This is a genomic window from Cryobacterium sp. W22_MBD10_FK3, assembly GCF_052113745.1.
Lineage (GTDB): Bacteria > Actinomycetota > Actinomycetes > Actinomycetales > Microbacteriaceae > Cryobacterium.
Genome location: NZ_JBGQOH010000004.1, coordinates 1 through 15,739, shown reverse-complemented (window position 1 = coordinate 15,739; position 15,739 = coordinate 1). Strand labels below are relative to the sequence as shown.

Annotated in this window: 17 protein-coding genes and 1 tRNA gene; 12 read left to right on the top strand and 6 right to left on the bottom strand. The window is 69.6% G+C overall.

What is annotated here, in order from left to right:
• The first annotated feature begins 20 nt into the window (after positions 1–20).
• From ACEN2M_RS05950 to ACEN2M_RS05930, 5 genes are all read left to right on the top strand, one after another.
• On the top strand, positions 21–848 hold the full coding sequence (locus ACEN2M_RS05950) for a DeoR/GlpR family DNA-binding transcription regulator (RefSeq protein WP_441647219.1): 828 nt from the start codon (positions 21–23) through the stop codon (positions 846–848).
• A 15-nt stretch (positions 849–863) separates the two neighbouring features.
• Complete coding sequence (locus ACEN2M_RS05945) at positions 864–1,814, top strand: aldose 1-epimerase family protein (protein ID WP_441647218.1); 951 nt, start codon at positions 864–866, stop codon at positions 1,812–1,814.
• 72 nt (positions 1,815–1,886) lie between these two features.
• Positions 1,887–3,203 carry a DUF445 domain-containing protein gene (locus ACEN2M_RS05940; RefSeq protein ID WP_441647217.1) on the top strand — a complete coding sequence of 439 codons (1,317 nt, stop codon included), beginning with the start codon at positions 1,887–1,889 and terminating at the stop codon, positions 3,201–3,203.
• 14 nt (positions 3,204–3,217) lie between these two features.
• A complete protein-coding gene (locus tag ACEN2M_RS05935) occupies positions 3,218–3,811 on the top strand; it encodes a hypothetical protein (protein WP_441647216.1) in 594 nt (197 codons plus the stop codon).
• Positions 3,812–3,885: 74 nt separating this feature from the next.
• Positions 3,886–4,893, top strand: coding sequence for a serine hydrolase domain-containing protein (locus tag ACEN2M_RS05930; RefSeq protein WP_441647215.1), 1,008 nt, complete (start codon positions 3,886–3,888; stop codon positions 4,891–4,893).
• Positions 4,894–4,920: 27 nt separating this feature from the next.
• Here the strand turns inward: ACEN2M_RS05930 and ACEN2M_RS05925 are convergent, their stop codons facing one another.
• On the bottom strand, positions 4,921–5,157 hold the full coding sequence (locus ACEN2M_RS05925; protein WP_441647214.1) for a hypothetical protein: 237 nt from the start codon (positions 5,155–5,157) through the stop codon (positions 4,921–4,923).
• 60 nt (positions 5,158–5,217) lie between these two features.
• Between ACEN2M_RS05925 and ACEN2M_RS05920 the strand changes: the two genes are divergently transcribed.
• Together ACEN2M_RS05920 and ACEN2M_RS05915 are read left to right on the top strand one after the other, a co-directional pair.
• Entirely contained in the window at positions 5,218–5,682 is a 465-nt protein-coding gene (locus tag ACEN2M_RS05920; RefSeq protein WP_441647213.1) for a MarR family winged helix-turn-helix transcriptional regulator, read from the top strand.
• A 33-nt stretch (positions 5,683–5,715) separates the two neighbouring features.
• Positions 5,716–6,048 carry a cupin domain-containing protein gene (locus tag ACEN2M_RS05915; protein ID WP_441647212.1) on the top strand — a complete coding sequence of 111 codons (333 nt, stop codon included), beginning with the start codon at positions 5,716–5,718 and terminating at the stop codon, positions 6,046–6,048.
• A 90-nt stretch (positions 6,049–6,138) separates the two neighbouring features.
• Here the strand turns inward: ACEN2M_RS05915 and ACEN2M_RS05910 are convergent, their stop codons facing one another.
• Positions 6,139–6,414: a DUF6457 domain-containing protein gene (locus tag ACEN2M_RS05910; RefSeq protein WP_441647211.1), complete on the bottom strand. Its 276-nt coding sequence runs from the start codon at positions 6,412–6,414 to the stop codon at positions 6,139–6,141.
• Positions 6,415–6,418: 4 nt separating this feature from the next.
• Complete coding sequence (locus ACEN2M_RS05905) at positions 6,419–7,291, bottom strand: HesA/MoeB/ThiF family protein (RefSeq protein ID WP_441647210.1); 873 nt, start codon at positions 7,289–7,291, stop codon at positions 6,419–6,421.
• A gap of 296 nt (positions 7,292–7,587) precedes the next feature.
• Between ACEN2M_RS05905 and fdhD the strand changes: the two genes are divergently transcribed.
• Positions 7,588–8,436 (top strand): formate dehydrogenase accessory sulfurtransferase FdhD, encoded by an 849-nt coding sequence (gene fdhD / locus ACEN2M_RS05900; protein WP_441647209.1) that lies wholly within the window; start codon positions 7,588–7,590, stop codon positions 8,434–8,436.
• 94 nt (positions 8,437–8,530) lie between these two features.
• Here fdhD and ACEN2M_RS05895 read toward each other — a convergent pair whose 3' ends face one another.
• The 3 genes from ACEN2M_RS05895 to ACEN2M_RS05885 form a co-directional block, all read right to left on the bottom strand.
• Complete coding sequence (locus tag ACEN2M_RS05895) at positions 8,531–10,843, bottom strand: FdhF/YdeP family oxidoreductase (RefSeq protein WP_441647208.1); 2,313 nt, start codon at positions 10,841–10,843, stop codon at positions 8,531–8,533.
• 81 nt (positions 10,844–10,924) lie between these two features.
• Complete coding sequence (locus tag ACEN2M_RS05890; RefSeq protein WP_441647207.1) at positions 10,925–11,347, bottom strand: hypothetical protein; 423 nt, start codon at positions 11,345–11,347, stop codon at positions 10,925–10,927.
• A gap of 452 nt (positions 11,348–11,799) precedes the next feature.
• A tRNA-Lys gene (locus ACEN2M_RS05885) sits at positions 11,800–11,872 on the bottom strand.
• Positions 11,873–12,019: 147 nt separating this feature from the next.
• Between ACEN2M_RS05885 and ACEN2M_RS05880 the strand changes: the two genes are divergently transcribed.
• The 4 genes from ACEN2M_RS05880 (at position 12,020) to ACEN2M_RS05865 (ending at position 15,532) form a co-directional block, all read left to right on the top strand.
• A complete protein-coding gene (locus ACEN2M_RS05880) occupies positions 12,020–12,649 on the top strand; it encodes a DNA-directed RNA polymerase subunit beta (RefSeq protein WP_441647206.1) in 630 nt (209 codons plus the stop codon).
• 256 nt (positions 12,650–12,905) lie between these two features.
• Positions 12,906–13,487 (top strand): sigma-70 family RNA polymerase sigma factor, encoded by a 582-nt coding sequence (locus ACEN2M_RS05875; RefSeq protein WP_441647205.1) that lies wholly within the window; start codon positions 12,906–12,908, stop codon positions 13,485–13,487.
• Positions 13,484–14,437: an anti-sigma factor domain-containing protein gene (locus tag ACEN2M_RS05870; protein ID WP_441647204.1), complete on the top strand. Its 954-nt coding sequence runs from the start codon at positions 13,484–13,486 to the stop codon at positions 14,435–14,437. The genes ACEN2M_RS05875 and ACEN2M_RS05870 overlap by 4 nt, the downstream gene beginning before the upstream one ends.
• Before the next feature lie 204 nt (positions 14,438–14,641).
• Entirely contained in the window at positions 14,642–15,532 is an 891-nt protein-coding gene (locus tag ACEN2M_RS05865; RefSeq protein WP_441647203.1) for an aminodeoxychorismate lyase, read from the top strand.
• The last annotated feature ends 207 nt before the right edge of the window (positions 15,533–15,739 follow it).

Sequence of the window (15,739 nt, the reverse complement as noted above, 5' to 3'; positions counted from 1 at the left end):
AACTAAGTGAAGATTAAGACATGGCCTCAGCGGAACATCCGACCGACCGGGACGCGCTGCCCGCGCACCAGCGCCGGGAACAGATCCAACGCCTCGTCGACGAACGTGGCTTCGTGCGGGTGAGTGAACTCAGCGAGACCTTCGGTGTCTCCGGCGTCACCGCCCGCGCCGACCTCGACCAGTTGGAGAGCGCCGGCACGCTCATGCGCATCCACGGCGGCGCGGTGCCGGCCGGGGTCTCCACCACGAGCCGGCCCGACCGGGAGTTCTCCTTCGAGGAGGCGCTCGCCTCCTCCGTCATCCCCAAGCAGCAGATCGGGGAGCTCGCCGCCGCACTGGTTTCCAGCGGTCAGAGCGTGATCCTCGACGTGGGCACCACCACCCTCGCCATCGCCAGGGCCCTCGTTGCCCGCGCCGACCTCACCGACGTGGTGATCATCACCAACGGCCTGAGCATCGCCCTGGCGCTCGAACCGGCCATCCCGCGCTTCACGGTGATCGTCACCGGCGGGTCGCTCCGCCCGCTGCAGCACTCGCTCGTCGACCCGCTCGCCGCCACGGTGCTCAGCCAGGTGCACGCCGACCTGGCCTTCATCGGCTGCAACGGCGTCGACGTGGACGGCGGCGTCACCAACATCAACCTGCCGGAGGCCGGCGTGAAAACCCTGATGCTCGCCGCCGCGGCGCGCGCGATCATCGTGGCCGACGGTGCCAAACTGGGGCAGGTGCACCTGGGCCGGATCGGCCCGCTTGCCGCCTTCGACACCCTGGTGACGGATGCGGCCGCCGACCCGCTCACCCTGGCCCCGCTCCGCGAGGCCGGCCTCGCCGTGCTCCAACCACACTGATTCGAAAAGACCACCATGCCGCTTGCCGCCGCCACCGGAACCCAATACGCGCTCAGCCTGCAGACCCCGCAGGGCCGGGCCACCGCGACGATCACCGAGGTCGCCGCGGGCATCCGCGAATACGCGCTGAACGGCATCGACTTGGTGGAGGGCTTCGCGGCGGAGTCGGTGCCACCGCTGGGCGCCGGCACGGTGCTGGTGCCCTGGCCCAACCGCATCCGTGACGCCATCTGGGCGCAGGACGGCGTGCGGCACCTGCTGAACATCACCGAACCCGCCCAGATGAATGCCATCCACGGTCTGCTCGCCCACACCGCATACAGGTTGGTCGCTAGGAGCGAGCACGAGGTGACCCTGGCGGCCACGGTCTACCCGCAGGCCGGCTATCCGTACCAGCTGGACACCACGGTCGGCTACACGCTGACGGCCGAGGGCCTGGCCGTCACGCACACCATCCGCAACGTCGGCGCCGCGTCCGCCCCCGTGGCGCTGGGCACCCACCCCTACCTGAAGATCGGCGACGTGCCCACCGGCGACCTGACCCTGCGCCTGAACGCCAGCAGCCACATCGACGTGGACCACCGGCTCAACCCCGTGGGCGTCAGCGCGGTCGACGGCACCCGCTTCGATCTGCGTGCCGGCGCCCGGGTGGCCGACCTCGACCTCGACGACGGCTTCGGCGGCGTTCTCGTGCAGAACGGCCGCGGCGAGCACTCCCTGACCGCTCCCGACGGACGCCGGGTCACCCTCTGGGGCGACGCGAGCATGGCCTACGTGCAGGCATTCACCCCGCGCAACTTCCCGGTGCGTGCCGGGGAATCGACCCAGCTCGGCCAGGCCGTGGCGATCGAGCCGATGACGGCCCCTGCGGATGCGTTCAACTCCGGCCAGGGCCTGACCTGGCTGGCCCCCGGCGAGGACTGGACGGTTCGCTGGGGAATCACCCCGACGGGTTTCGCGGGCTGAGCAACCCGGCTTAGGGTGGCGGGAGCGCCGCAGTTGCAGCGCCTCGCGGATTGACAAGGAACGACCAGACCCATGGCAGCACCCTCCCTGACGACTCCCGCCCCGCCCGCCCGCGCCCCGCGTGCACCGCTCAGTCCTGCCGACGAGGCCCGCCGGGTGGCCCTCGTGAGCATGAAACGGCTCGCTCTGGGCCTGCTGCTGACCATGGCCGTGATCTTCGCGGTGTCGTTCGCGCTCGAGGACCGCTACCCGTGGCTGGAGTATGTGCGGGCCGCCGCCGAGGGCGGCATGGTCGGTGCGATCGCCGACTGGTTCGCCGTGACCGCGCTGTTCCGGTATCCGCTCGGGCTGCGCATCCCGCACACCAACATCATCGCCAACCGCAAGGACGAAATCGGCGCGAGTCTGGGCGAGTTCATCGAGTCGAACTTCCTGTCCGACGCCGTGGTGCGCGGCAAGCTCGAATCCATCGGCATCTCCCGTCGGCTGGGCGCCTGGCTGGTGCAGCCCGTCAATGCCGAGCGGCTCACCGACGAGCTCGCGCACGCCGGCACCGGCCTGCTCGACCTGCTCAGCGACGACGACATCAAAGATCTGCTCGAGGGCGTCGCCCGGGAACACCTGCTCGAGCCGACGTGGGCGCCGAGCCTCGGCCGGCTCGGCGAGAACCTGGTGGACTCCGGCCGGCACCACGCCGCGGTGGACCTACTGGTGGACAAGGCGCAGACCTGGCTGCAGACCCACCCGGAGGCATTCGGAACCTCCGTGTCGACCCGGCTGCCCCGGTGGGTGCCCGGCTTCGTCGGTGAGATGGTCGACGACAAGGCCTACCGCGAGGTGCTCGGCTTCGTCGCGACGGTGCAGGCCGACCCCGGGCATCCGCTGCGCGAAGCCATCGACCGCTACCTGGCCGAGTTGATGGACGATCTGCAGCACGACGACACCATGATCGACCGGGTCGAGGTGCTCAAGCTCGAGCTGGTCGACAACGCCAAGCTGCGCGAGTTCGCCGGTGACGCCTGGGAGTCGGTCAAACAGTCGCTGCTGACCGCCCTGGCCGATCCGGACAGTGCCGTGCGCACCGGCATCACCTCCACGGTGCTCGACGTGGGCGGCCGGCTGGTGCGCGACGAGTCGCTGGGGGCCCGCATCGACCGCTGGCTGGCGGATGCGGCGGGCTACCTGCTGCAGAAATACCGGCACGAGATCGCCGGCGTGATCACCGAAACTGTGGAGCGCTGGGACCCCGCCGAGACCACCGAGAAGATCGAGTTGCAGGTAGGCAAGGACCTGCAGTTCATCCGCATCAACGGCACCGTGGTGGGCGCGCTCGCCGGGCTGCTGATTTTCGCGTTGGCGCAGGGCGCGGTGGCGTTGTTCGGCCTGTGAGCCATACTTAAGCGGTGGAGAACGGGTCGGACAACACCGAGGGCACTGCGGCCCCTGGCCCGACCACGCCGTCCACCGCCCGGATCGTCGACGAGGGCATGCTCATCGCCCTCTCCGCCGTGCGGATGGCCCTGAAGAACCGCATCATCGTCGGTGCGCTCCGCGACCACAGCGACTACGACGTCGAGCAGTACGCCGCCTTCGCCAGGCAGGAACTGCACGAGGTGGCGAGGCAGAACGACGAGGACTCCACCCGAGTGGAACGCCTCGGCTCCTACCTGTCGCGCACCACCGGGTCCGGCAAGGGGCGGGAGCTCGAGAACAAGCGCCGGGACGTCGTGCGGCTGGGCCGGCGACGCACCCTGCACGATCACGTCGCCGAGCGGCTGCGGGAGATCGCCGACGACGACGAACGGGTGGCCGCGATCGTCGAGAGGGCCCGCGCGGATGCCCTCCAGGAGATCAACGATGCCCTCGCGGCCCGCCTCCTGGCCCAAAAGGTCGACCCCCGTCAACCCGGCTACGCGGCCGCGCGCGCCGAGCGCATGCGGGCGGTCGGCGCGATCGACCTGGCCGGCCTGGCCAAGCGCACCCGGCACACCGACTGAGGCCACGGCCGCGCCCGGCCGGCGCCGGCGCATCCGTCACCGCGAAGACCGCCGCCGTTCGCTACGCTCGAAGGGTGGATACCCAGGCAATTCAGACTTTTCTCGATGACAGCGATTTTTCCGGCGTGGTGTTGGTGCGTGACGGCGACCGCACCGTCTTTGAGGCGGCCCGCGGGTTCGCCACCCCGCGCTGGCAGGTGCCCAACACCCTGGACACCCGGTTCGACACGGCGTCGATCACCAAACTCTTCACCAGCGTGGCCGTGCTGCAGCAGGTGGATGCCGGCAGGCTCGACCTCGAGGCGTCGATCCACGAGTACGTCGACCTGGGCGGCAGCTCGATCGGCACCGACGTCACGCTGCTGCACCTGCTCACGCACACCAGCGGCATCGCCGACGACGTCGACGAGGAGGCGGGCGAGGAGTACGACGCGTTCTGGGCGGCGACGCCCAACTACTCGCTGATCGAGACGATCGACTTCCTGCCGTTGTTCGCCGACAAGCCGCGCCTGGCGCCGCCGGGCGTGCAGTGCGAAGACTGCAACGTCGGCTACATCCTCGCCGGCCTCGCCGTGGAGCGGGCCTCCGGGCTCAGCTACCGCGACTACGTGCGCGAGGAGGTCTTCGCCCGCTCCGGCATGACCGACTCCGGCTTCTTCGACCGCCGCGACGCCGTTCCGCGGGTCGCGGAGGGCTGGGACCGGCGCGAGGACGGCAGCTGGGTCTCGAACATCTACAGCTCGCCGGCGATCGGCTCGCCCGACAGCGGTGCGCACACCACTGCCGGTGACCTGATGAACTTCCTCACTGCCGTGCGCGGCGGCCAGCTGCTCTCCAAGGAGTACACCGAGGAGTTCTTCACCCCGCAGGTGGAGTACGACGACGACGTGAAGTACGGCTTCGGCCTCGAGTTCGACCTCGACGACAATGGCGCGGTGCGCTCGTACTACAAAGACGGCGTCAACGCCGGCGCCAGCGGCATCCTGCGGCACTACCCCAAGAGCGGCCTCGACGTGGTGGTGCTCAGCAACGCCGAAGAGGGTGCCTGGGATCTCGTGGTGGAGATCGACGCGCAGTTCTAACCGCTCAGGGTCGACCCGGCAGGTACGTCAGGCCGTGGGCAGCGGGCAGCGCAGCTGGGTGCGCTCGCCGCTGCGGTCGATGTCGTGCTCGGTCATCGGGGCGCCGCAGAGCGGGCAGCGGGCCACCGGGCGCTCGGCAACGGGCACCTCGTCGTCGTACGGGCCGAGCGGCGGCGGGCCGATGACCGGCAACAGCCGACCGTTCAGCCACGCGGTGAAGCCGCCGGCCTCCTTGATGGTCGGTTTGCGTTTCTTCGCTGTCATACTAGTTAGTGTACTAACTAAAACCGATAGATGGTTAGCGCACTAACGAAGGGCCAGAGCATGACGAACCCGGTAGCGATGACGACCGAACCGAACGTGCTCGCCCTGGAGAACCAGGTCTGCTTCGCCCTGACCGTGGCGGCGCGCACCACGGTTGCCCTGTACAAGCCGATTCTGGAGCCCCTGGGTCTCACGCATCCGCAGTACCTGGTGATGCTGGCACTCTGGGAGAAGAATCCGCGCACCCTGCGCAGCCTGGCCGACGCGTTGCGTTTGGAGCCGGCCACCCTGTCGCCCCTGCTCAAGCGGCTCGAGTCGACCGGGCACATCCGCCGGCAGCGGTCGGCGACCGATGAGCGCGCCCTGCAGGTGACCCTGACCGACCACGGCCGTGAGCTCCGTGCCATCGCCGAGACCATCCCGGAGCGGGTGGCCCGCACCCTGGACATGACCCCGGATGCCCTGATCGCCCTGCGTGACACCCTCAACGAGGTCATCCGGGCCACGAGCGCCGCGTCCCACTAACCCGAACCCGCGGCGGGGTCGTACGCTGGCGTCATGCAGAAGATCTCGATCGTCGCCCTTGCCCGCCAGCAGCTTGCCGCCGCCACCGCGGCCACGAGCGGCCGTGCGGCAGACACTGTCTATGGCGGCCACGAGAAGGTGCTGAGGCAGACCGTGATCGGTATGACCAAGGGCACCGTCCTGGCCGAGCACGAGAACCCCGGCGACGCCACTGTTTTCGTGGTCACCGGTCGGGTGCGCCTGATCGTGGGGGAGGACTCCTGGCAGGCGCGCACCGGCGACCTGCTCATCGTGCCCAACGCCCGGCACAGCCTCGAGGCCGAAGAGGATGCCGCCATCCTCCTGACCATCGCGAAACGGCCTTAGCGCGCGGTCTGCGCGCCGCGGAGCGGTCAGCGCGCCGCGGAGCGGTCAGCGCGCCGCGGAGCGGTCACCGCGCCGCGGAGCGAGAGCCGGCTACCGCGGCGCGGCCGGCCAGCTCAGCGCGAGTTCGGTCGCCGCGGCGCTCGCCGCGGTGATGTCGTCGGTGCTGCCACCGTTCTGCGCAGCGGCCAGGCCCACCAGGAACAGGCTGAGCGGGGCGGCCGGCCGGGCCACATTGTGTGCCACGTCCCGGGCCACGTCCAGCAGCAACCCTGTGGGCACCAGCTCGGGGTCCAGGCCGAGCCTGGCGGCGAGGGCGGCCAGCCACTCGTCGAGCGCTTCGGGAGGGAGCGGGGTATTGGTGCTCATGGTGTCACTCCTCGGTGGCGGTGGCGGTGGCTGTGGCGGCGGTACTGGTGGCGGCGTGGGCCCCGGTCGCGGATGCGGCAAGGCCGTCGGTCTCAATCCTGGCACCGGCCGGCGCCGGCTGGGCCACCGGCAGCAAAGTGGCGTCGAACCGGCCGGACTCGGCGTCGATGGTGAGCACCCGGCCGATCAGTGGTTCGCCGGTTCCGGTGATGAGGCGGATGGCCTCAGCGGCGAGGATCGCGCCGGCTTGGCCGCGGAGCGCGCCGAGCACGCCGAGCACGCCGGGCCCGGCGTCGTCGACGGTGACGGCGGTGGCGGCCGCCGCATCCGCACCGAAGAAGTCACGCAACCGGGTGGACCGCTGGCCGCTGCGCCGGGGCGGGCTCGACCAGAACACCGACAGCTCGGCATTGCCGCGCGCCACCGAGCCCCACACCAGCGGCAGCCCGAGCGCGGCGCAGGTGTCGCCAACGAGGAACGGCTGCGGGCTGAGGTCGCTGCCGTCGAGCACCAGGTCATAGCCGCCGAGGATGCGCGGGGCGGACTCGGCCGTGAGGTCCTCGTCGTGCGCCGTCACGGCGGTGTCGGGGGAGAGGGTGAGGATGGTGGTGGTCGCCAGCACCAGGGCGTCCACGTTCAGCGGGCCCACGTCGGCCAGCCCGATCGTGCCCACCCCGGCCGCGGCCAGCGAGCGCACGGCGGGCGCGCTGAGGCCCGTGCTGCCCAGCACCAGCACCCGGGCGGCCGCGAGGCGGCGGTGCCCGAGGTCGTCGATCGGGGGCAGCCGCAGCTGCGGCAGGCCGCGCACCTTCGCCAGGCGTTCGGTTTCGGTGGGGCTGAGCGGGCCGGTGGGCTCGACGAGAGGGGGAAGTGCCATGACACCACGGTACGCGGCAAACGCGCCGACTCCGCCACCCCACCCCGCCCGCATCCTTCGCGAGAGCGGCCCTGTGGCTGCTTCAGTGGCGTGAGGCAGCCACACTCCCGCTTTCGCGCTGGTGCTCTTTCGCGAGAGCGGCCCTGTGGCTGCTTCAATGGCGGGAGGCAGCCACACTCCCGCTTTCGCCATTACGCAGGCGGGTTGCCCCACACCCCCGGGGGGAGGATTAGGCTCGAATTAGGTTCCGGCGGCGCCCCAGCGCGCGCACCGGCACACTCCCGAGGAGGGCACCCATGAGCAGAGTCACGGTACGACGCAAGATCACCCGGCTGACGGTGGGCCAGCCGCCCATCCGCCGCGAAGACGTGCTCGCCGTCGAGGAGCCGCTGGAGATGCGGGTGAACGGCCGGTCGTTGGCCGTCACCATGCGTACCCCCGGCCACGACGTCGACCTCGCCGCCGGATTCCTGGTCTCCGAGGGCATCATCACCGCCGGCGAGCACCTGGCCACCGCCCGGTACTGCGCCGGCGCCACCGCCGAGGGCGTGAACACCTATAACGTGCTCGACCTGCGTCTGGCTGCCGGCGTCGCCGCGCCCACCCCGAGCATGGAGCGCAACTTCCTCACCACCAGTTCCTGCGGGCTGTGCGGCAAAGAGAGCATCGATGCCGTGCGCACCAAGTCCACCTGGGATGTGCGCGCGGATGCGGTGCGGGTCGACGCCGAACTCCTCACCAGCTTCCCCGAGAAGCTGCGCGAGGCGCAGGCCGTGTTCGAGAAGACCGGCGGCTTGCACGCGGCAGCGCTGTTCGACGCCGGCACCGGCGAAATGCTCGTATTGCGCGAAGACGTGGGCCGGCACAACGCCGTGGACAAGGTGATCGGCTGGGCGGTCAAGGAGAACCTGCTGCCGCTCCGTGGGACCGTGCTGATGGTGTCCAGCCGGGCCAGCTTCGAGCTGGCTCAGAAGGCGCTGATGGCCGGCATCCCGGTGCTTGCCGCCGTGTCGGCGCCGTCGTCGCTGTCCGCCGAGTTCGCGGCCGAGGTGGGCCTGACCCTGGTCGGTTTCCTCCGCGGTGACTCGATGGTGATCTACGCCGGCGACGAGCGGGTCACCGAGAACGCCCTCACCCCGGCCTAACCTGCCCAACTGTTCCCCGAACGGACAAGTGCGCCCGGCACACCGGGTGCAATTGTCCGCAGAGGCAACAGTTATCGCGCGGCCCGGCCCGGGCTCAGCTCAGGACGGGCAGCCGATCCTCGTGCGGGATGAACCGCACGCTCATGGCCTTGTAGCCGGGGGTGTTCGACTCCCGGGCCACGAGCTCGCGGTGCATCAGCTGGTTGGCCTCGGGGAAGTACGCCGCCGCGCAGCCCCGCGGCGTGGGGTACACCACCAGCCTGAACTTGTCGGCCCGGCGCTCCTGGCCGCCGAAGGTGCTGATCACGTCGACCAGGTCACGGTCCGCGAAGCCCAGTTCGGTGACGTCGTCGGCGTGGATCAGGATCACCCGGCGGCCGTCCTTGATGCCGCGGTAGCGGTCATCCAGCCCGTAGAACGTGGTGTTGTACTGGTCGTGGCTGCGCATGGTCTGCAGAATCAGGTGCCCGGGCGGCGGCGTGAGGTACTCCAGCGGGCTCACCGTGAACCGGGCCCGGCCGATGTCGGTGGCGAAGCTGCGGGTGTCGCGCGGCGGGTTGGGCAGCACGAAGCCGTTCTTGTCGCGCAGCCGCTTGTTGAAGTCGTCGAAGCCGGGCAGCACCCGGGCGATGTGGTCGCGAATGACGTCGTAGTCCTCCGCCATCTCCTTCCAGTCCACCGGATGGTCGTCGCCGAGCGTGGCCCTGGCCATCCGTGCCACGATCACCGGCTCGGCCAGGAGGTGCTCAGACACCGGGGCGAGCCGGCCCTGGGTGGAGTGCACCATCGACATCGAGTCCTCCACCGACAAGACCTGCCGGCCGGCCGGATGCTTGTCATCGGTGTCGGTGCGGCCGAGCGTGGGCAGAATCAGCGAGGTGACCCCGTGCATCACGTGCGACCGGTTGGGCTTGGTGGAGATGTGCACGGTCAGGCCCACCCGCTGCATCGCGGCTTCGAGCGCGTCGGTGTCGCTGCAGGCCAGCGCGAAGTTGCCGCCCATCGACACGAACACGTCAACGTCGTCGTTCTCGAACGCCTCGACTGTATTCACCGAGTCCAGGCCGTGCTCGCGCGGCGAGACGATACCGAACTCGGCGTCGAGCGCGGCGAGCATCGCTTCCTTGGGCTTCTCCCACACCCCCATGGTGCGGTCGCCCTGCACGTTGGAGTGCCCGCGCACCGGGCAGGCACCGGCGCCGGGCTTGCCGAAGTTGCCCTGCAACAGCAGCAGGTTGATGATCTCCTTGAGCGTGTTCACCGAGTGCGGCTGCTGAGTCAAGCCGAGCGCCCAGCAGATGATGGTGGCGTTGGAGGCGGCCAGCATCTTCGCGACCACGCTGATCTCCAGCCGGGACAGCCCGGTGGCCTTCTCGGTCTCCACCCAGTCGATCTCGGCGCGGGCGGCGCGGTAGGCCTCGATGCCGTCGGTGTTGGCGTCGATGAACTCCTGGTCCACGACCGAGCCGGGCACCCGGGCTTCTTCCTCGAGCAGCAGGTGGCCCAGCGCCTGGAACAGGGCCAGGTCGCCGCCGACCTTGATCTGCAGGTATTCGTCGGCCAGCGGCACCCCGTGGCCGACCAGCCCGGTGGGCGTCTGCGGATCCTTGAAGTTGAACAGCCCGGCCTCCGGCAGCGGGTTCACGGCCACGATCTTGCCGCCGTTCGCCTTGCAGTCGGCCAGCGCCGACAGCATCCGCGGGTGATTGGTGCCCGGGTTCTGGCCCACCACGAGAATCAGCTCGGCCACATGGATGTCGTCGAGCGAGACGGTGCCCTTACCGATGCCGATCGTGGGGTTCAGCGCCGAGCCGCTCGATTCGTGGCACATGTTCGAGCAGTCCGGCAGGTTGTTGGTGCCGATCGACCTCGCGAACAGTTGATACAGAAAAGCCGTCTCGTTGGCGGTGCGGCCCGAGGTGTAGAACACGGTGCGGTCCGGTGTGGTGGCGCGAATCTTCTCGCCGATCAGGGCGAACGCGTCTTCCCACGCGATGGGGGAGTAGTGAGAGTCGCCGGGGCGCACCACCACCGGCTGCGAGATGCGGCCCTGGTTGCCCAGCCAGTACTCGGTCTTGTCGGCCAGGTCGGCCAGGGAATGTTCGGCCCAGAATTCGGCGCCCACGGTGCGGAGCGTGTTCTCCTCGGCGACAGCCTTGGCGCCGTTCTCGCAGAACTCGGCGGTCTTGCGGTGCCCGGTCGATTCGGGCCAGGCGCAGCCGGGGCAGTCGGTGCCGTTCCGCTGGTTGAGCCGCAGCAGCGCCCGCGCGGTGCGGCCGACCCCGGCTTGCGCGATGCCCCGGTCCAGGGCCACCACCACCGCCTCGAGGCCGGCCGCGGCCTTTTTCGGGGTGCCGATAACGAGGTCGTCTTCGTTGATGTCCTTGACCGGTGCGCGACGTGTCATGGGTCCATCCTGCTCCCCCCGAAGCAGCACCCGGTACCGCTCGCGGCACGGTTTCGGGGGTTTACCGGCTTAAACGGATGCTCAGGCGGCCAAGCCGTGCGCCCGTCGGCCGTCGGCGCCCACGTTTCCCGTGGCCACATCGGTGCCGTCGGGCACCTGGGTGTCCCGGTCCAGCCGCACGCCGGCGGCGATGCGCACGTTCCGGCCCACGCGCACGTGGCTGCCCAGGTGCGCACCGCCTGAGACCAGGCTGCCCTCGCCGATGTGCACGTTCTGGCCGATGAACACCTTGTCGCCGATCACGACGTCGTGGTCGATCCAGCTACCCGGGCCGACCCACGCTTCCCGGCCCACGCGCGCTCCGGACTCGATGTACGCCGACTCGGAAATGAACGCGCTCGGTTGCACGGTGGACTTGCCGGACACCCAACCGTTCCCGTTGGGGTGCCGGCGGTACTTCTCGATCACGCCGGTCTCGACCTCGACATCGATGTTCTTGCGCACTTGGACTCCTCTCGTGACGCTCCGAATGTGCGCCACCCTGCGCCACGGCGCGGGTTGCGCGCCTGTGACGGGAGACCAGCACACCAGAATGAGCGTCTACAGGGAGGGAAACACCGCATACTCGCAGGACATTCCGGGTGCCCGCTCAGTCCCGGCGGGCTGCCAGGGTGCATGCGGCCCGTTCTCGGCGCATCCGGTGCGGGCCAGGAATGCCGCGCTCGCCGGCTCCCGGGAGCGCATCGGGGCCGTGTGCAGCCCGGTAGACGGCTCTATGCTGCCCCTATCAACGGATTGGGGCTGGTATGACTACTGAGTCGGTTGCACTGACGAGCGAACAACGCCTGGGGCTGCTCAATCACGAGGTCGCCCGGTTCGCGCTGGAGGGCTGGACCGTCAGCAGGGTGAGCCGGGAATTCTCTCACCCGCCGGACACACTGCTGACGATAAAAATGTGGGCCCCGTCGGGCTCGAACCGACGACCCAAGGATTAAAAGTCCTTTGCTCTACCAACTGAGCTAGAGGCCCGCGGTTAATAACTTAGCGTGGATTGCCGGACGGTTTTTCTGACTAGCGTGGACGCATCCGCCAGAGACGCCGGCCCGATCCCGAACCACTCAACCAAACCGGCGGCATTACCGTCGCCGCCCAACCGAAACAGCCAGGAGGAGAGCGATGGCCGACGATTTTCACAAGCCCACGAAGTTCTCGGGCGCCAAGTTCGAGTCGCTGATGGGCGGCGAAGACCCCGCCCAGATCAGCCGGGTGGCCCACGAGACCGCTCAGGCGCTGATCAACCGGGTGCGCGACAGCCCCGACCCCGAGGTGGTCGACCGCCTGGTGGCGTACACCGACGAGCACGGGATCGACGCCGTCGCGGAGCTGTGGTCTCGGGCCACACCGCGCAGCCTGCCCGGCGCGCTCTGGCGCATCTACCTGGTGCGCCTGCTGATCCGGCAGGATGCCGAGGGCACGTCGTTCCTGTACCAGCGCGGCATCGACGTGGCCGTGAGCATCGACCCTCTGGTCGCGGGCGCGGCAGTGCCGACCGGCCCGGCCGAGATCATCCTGCTCGCCGACGAGATCCTGCGGGGCGTGTTCACCGGCGACTTCGCCATCGCCCTGGACCGGGCGGCCGCCTTCTGCCGGGTCATCGGCGCCGGCTGCGCGAGCGTGGCCGACGACCTGGACAGCACCGAACCCGGCCGGTCGTCCGAGCTGACCACGCGTGCGCTGCGATTCTCCACCACCGCCCAGGAGTTCGCCTCCTGCGCCCGGCTGTGGCGCAGCGACTCCCTCGAATAACCCTGCGGCGGCATCTGGGAATGAACTCTCAGCCGATGTCGTTTACACTTGATGCTGGCCGGACCGCAGTAACCCCGGGCTCCAATATTCGCCGTCTAGAACGGCCTCGCGCCGAGAGGCGTTCTGCGGTCCGGCCTTCACTCTGCCCGGCAGGCCCCGGGCCCGCCGCATAATTCTTCGCTCCAGACCAAACCAGCAGGGACTCGGTACCGAACCCTAAGCATGGAAGGGGACTGGACCTGACATGCTGGATCTCATGACTGCTGAGTTCGACCTCGACGCCTCGTCGACGGCGCCTTCGAAAGAAGAGCTGCTCGCCCGTGTAGCCGAGGGCGACCAATCGGCTTTCGGAGAGCTTTACGACCAGATCGCTCCGCGGGTGCTTGGCTTGGTCAAGCGCGTGCTGATCGATCACGCACAGTCCGAAGAAGTGACCCAGGAGATTTTCCTGGAGATCTGGCAGACGGCGGCGCGGTACGAGTCGCAGCGTGGCGGGGCCTCGACCTGGATCATGACCATGGCGCACCGACGTGCGATCGACCGGATTCGGTCGTCGCAGGCCGGTCGCGACCGGGACACCAAGATCGGCATCCGCGACCTCGCGGTGCCGTATGACCACGTCGCCGAAACCGTCGAGGTGAAAATCGAGCACGAGAGGGTGGAGAAGGCGATGTCCAGACTGACCGAACTGCAACGCCAGGCCGTGAGCCTGTCGTATTTCAGCGGTTACAGTCATCGTGAGGTCGCCGATCACCTGCACATCCCGCTCGGGACCGTGAAAACGAGACTCCGAGACGGGTTAATCCGTCTGCGAGACGAACTGGGGGTGGCGTCATGAGCGGCACCGACAAGGACAACGACCTGACCGGCAACGGTTCCATCGACAACCCGGCCGACCTGGCCGGCGCCTACGCCCTGCACGCGCTCAGCGCCGACGAGGCCGCCGAGTACGAGAGCTACCTGGCCCGCTCCGAGCAGGCCCGCATCGAGGCCGCCGAACTCAGCGACACCGCGGTGGCCCTCGGCCTGTCCGTGGCGCCCGTGCAGCCCTCCAGCGCACTCAAGGCCAACCTGATGGCGCAGCTCGCCTCCACCCCGCAGCTGGCCGCCCAGGCGCCGGCCGCGGCCGCCGAGCCGACTCAGACCGATGCCCCGACGGATGCGCCGCCCGCGGTCATCCCGATCGGCGCCGGGCCGTCTCGCTCCGCTGCAAGCACAGCGGCAACCGCCTCGTCCGAAAGCGCCGGGCCAGTCGACGGTGCCACTGAAGCTGAGAGCATCGCACCTTCCGGTTCTGCCGCCGACCGGGCCCAGCGCCGCTGGTTCCAGCGCCCCGCCGGGTATCTCGTCGCGGCCGCCGCGGCCGTCGCCCTCTTCGCCGGTGGAACCTTCGCCGGCCAGGCTATCTACGGCGACCCCACCCGGGAGTTCGCCCAGCAGCAGGCCGCCAGCCTCGCCGAGATCAACGCCGCCGGCGACACCCAGCGGGCGTCGACGCAGACCTCCGACGGCCAGGACGCCACGCTGGTCTGGTCCGGCGAGCTCGGCCTGTCCGCGATCATCGTCGACGACCTGCCCGCCCTCGGCGACGACGAGGACTACCAGCTCTGGTACATCGGCACGGCAGGTCCGGTCCCGGCCGGCACCTTCGACTCCGACGGTTCAGGCCCGGTCTGGCGGGTGCTCGACGGCACGATGACCGCCGGCGACACCGTGGGCGTCACCGTGGAACCCAAGGGCGGCTCCGAGCAGCCCACCACCGACCCGATCGTGGCCATCCAGAGCTGACGGCCCGCCCCGAGAGGACACTGGGGCCAGTGTTGCCCCGCACGACTGGCCGCAACTGTCCTTTCGCTCCAGTGCGCCTCGCCGAGAGGACACGTGGGGCCAGTGCTGCCCCGCACGACTGGCCGCAGCTGTCCTTTCGCTCGGGGCCTCTTGCGACACGGGCGGGCTCCGGGCGTGCAACGGGCGAGTGGGTAGGCTCGTTGCATGACCCTGCCTTTCACGCTGCTCATCGACCCGGAGCCGGCCGATTCCACCCGCACCGACTTCGTCGACACCTTCCACGAGATGGACTCCGCCGCCCCGGCGTTGCGGGTCGCCGAGCTGAGCACGCAACGCGGCGACGGCATCTTCGAGACCCTCAGCGTGGTCAACGGGCATCCGCAGGAGGTCGAGCCGCACATCAACCGGCTGATCAACTCCGCGCAGATCTGCGACCTGCCGGTGCCGAACCCCGCCCAGTGGCGTGCCGCGATCGCCTACGCTGTCGCCAACATCCCGGGCGAGGGTGAACTGGCCCTCAAGTTCGTGCTCAGCCGCGGCGTCGAGCACGGCCCCGCGCCCACCGCCTGGCTGCACGCCACCCGCGCCGCCGACTTCACCGCGGTGCGCGAGCACGGCATCAGGGTGATCACCCTCGACCGCGGCTACCCGCGCGGCGTCGCCGAACAGGCACCGTGGCTGCTGATGGGCGCCAAAACCCTCAGTTACGCCGTCAACATGGCCGCCCTGCGTGAGGCCAAGCGCCGTGGCGCCGACGACACGATCTTCCTCACCCACGACGGCTATGTCATGGAGGGCCCCACCTCGAGCGTGATCCTGCGCATCGACGGCCGCTACGTCACCCCGGCGCCGAGCGGAGCCATCCTGCACGGCACCACCCAACAGAGCGTGTTCGAATACCTCAAGGAGCACGGCCAGAGCGTCGAGTACCGCGACGTCACCGTCGACGAGCTGCGGGCGGCGGATGCGGCATGGCTGGTCTCCAGCGTGCGCCTGGCGGTCGCGGTGACCGCCCTGGACGGCGTGGAGTTCCCCCACGACCTCGAGCTCACCCGGTCCCTGAACGCTTCCCTGCTGGCCCGCACCGGCGCCTGACGCGCCCACCACCGCGAGAGCGGTGCTGTGGCTGCTTCGCGGGTGCCGAGGTGACCGTTCGGCCGCTTTCGCGAGATGGCGCACCCGCGAGGTGACGCGTCACGAGGTGACGCATCGCGAGATGGCGCATCCGCGAGAGCGGTGCTGTGGCTGCTTCGCGGGTGCCGAGGTGACCGTTCGGCCGCTTTCGCGAGATGGCGCACCCGC

What these genes read in the sequence shown, in the direction of transcription:
- ACEN2M_RS05925 (WP_441647214.1), bottom strand. Translation starts at nt 5,157, where the DNA reads ATGACAGCGAAGAAACGCAAACCGACCATCAAGGAGGCCGGCGGCTTC.
- ACEN2M_RS05910 (WP_441647211.1), bottom strand. Translation starts at nt 6,414, where the DNA reads ATGAGCACCAATACCCCGCTCCCTCCCGAAGCGCTCGACGAGTGGCTG.
- fdhD (WP_441647209.1), top strand. Translation starts at nt 7,588, where the DNA reads ATGAGCAGAGTCACGGTACGACGCAAGATCACCCGGCTGACGGTGGGC.
- ACEN2M_RS05875 (WP_441647205.1), top strand. Translation starts at nt 12,906, where the DNA reads ATGACTGCTGAGTTCGACCTCGACGCCTCGTCGACGGCGCCTTCGAAA.
- ACEN2M_RS05915 (WP_441647212.1), top strand. Translation starts at nt 5,716, where the DNA reads ATGCAGAAGATCTCGATCGTCGCCCTTGCCCGCCAGCAGCTTGCCGCC.
- ACEN2M_RS05950 (WP_441647219.1), top strand. Translation starts at nt 21, where the DNA reads ATGGCCTCAGCGGAACATCCGACCGACCGGGACGCGCTGCCCGCGCAC.
- ACEN2M_RS05895 (WP_441647208.1), bottom strand. Translation starts at nt 10,843, where the DNA reads ATGACACGTCGCGCACCGGTCAAGGACATCAACGAAGACGACCTCGTT.
- ACEN2M_RS05905 (WP_441647210.1), bottom strand. Translation starts at nt 7,291, where the DNA reads ATGGCACTTCCCCCTCTCGTCGAGCCCACCGGCCCGCTCAGCCCCACC.
- ACEN2M_RS05940 (WP_441647217.1), top strand. Translation starts at nt 1,887, where the DNA reads ATGGCAGCACCCTCCCTGACGACTCCCGCCCCGCCCGCCCGCGCCCCG.
- ACEN2M_RS05920 (WP_441647213.1), top strand. Translation starts at nt 5,218, where the DNA reads ATGACGAACCCGGTAGCGATGACGACCGAACCGAACGTGCTCGCCCTG.
- ACEN2M_RS05880 (WP_441647206.1), top strand. Translation starts at nt 12,020, where the DNA reads ATGGCCGACGATTTTCACAAGCCCACGAAGTTCTCGGGCGCCAAGTTC.
- ACEN2M_RS05865 (WP_441647203.1), top strand. Translation starts at nt 14,642, where the DNA reads ATGACCCTGCCTTTCACGCTGCTCATCGACCCGGAGCCGGCCGATTCC.
- ACEN2M_RS05945 (WP_441647218.1), top strand. Translation starts at nt 864, where the DNA reads ATGCCGCTTGCCGCCGCCACCGGAACCCAATACGCGCTCAGCCTGCAG.
- ACEN2M_RS05870 (WP_441647204.1), top strand. Translation starts at nt 13,484, where the DNA reads ATGAGCGGCACCGACAAGGACAACGACCTGACCGGCAACGGTTCCATC.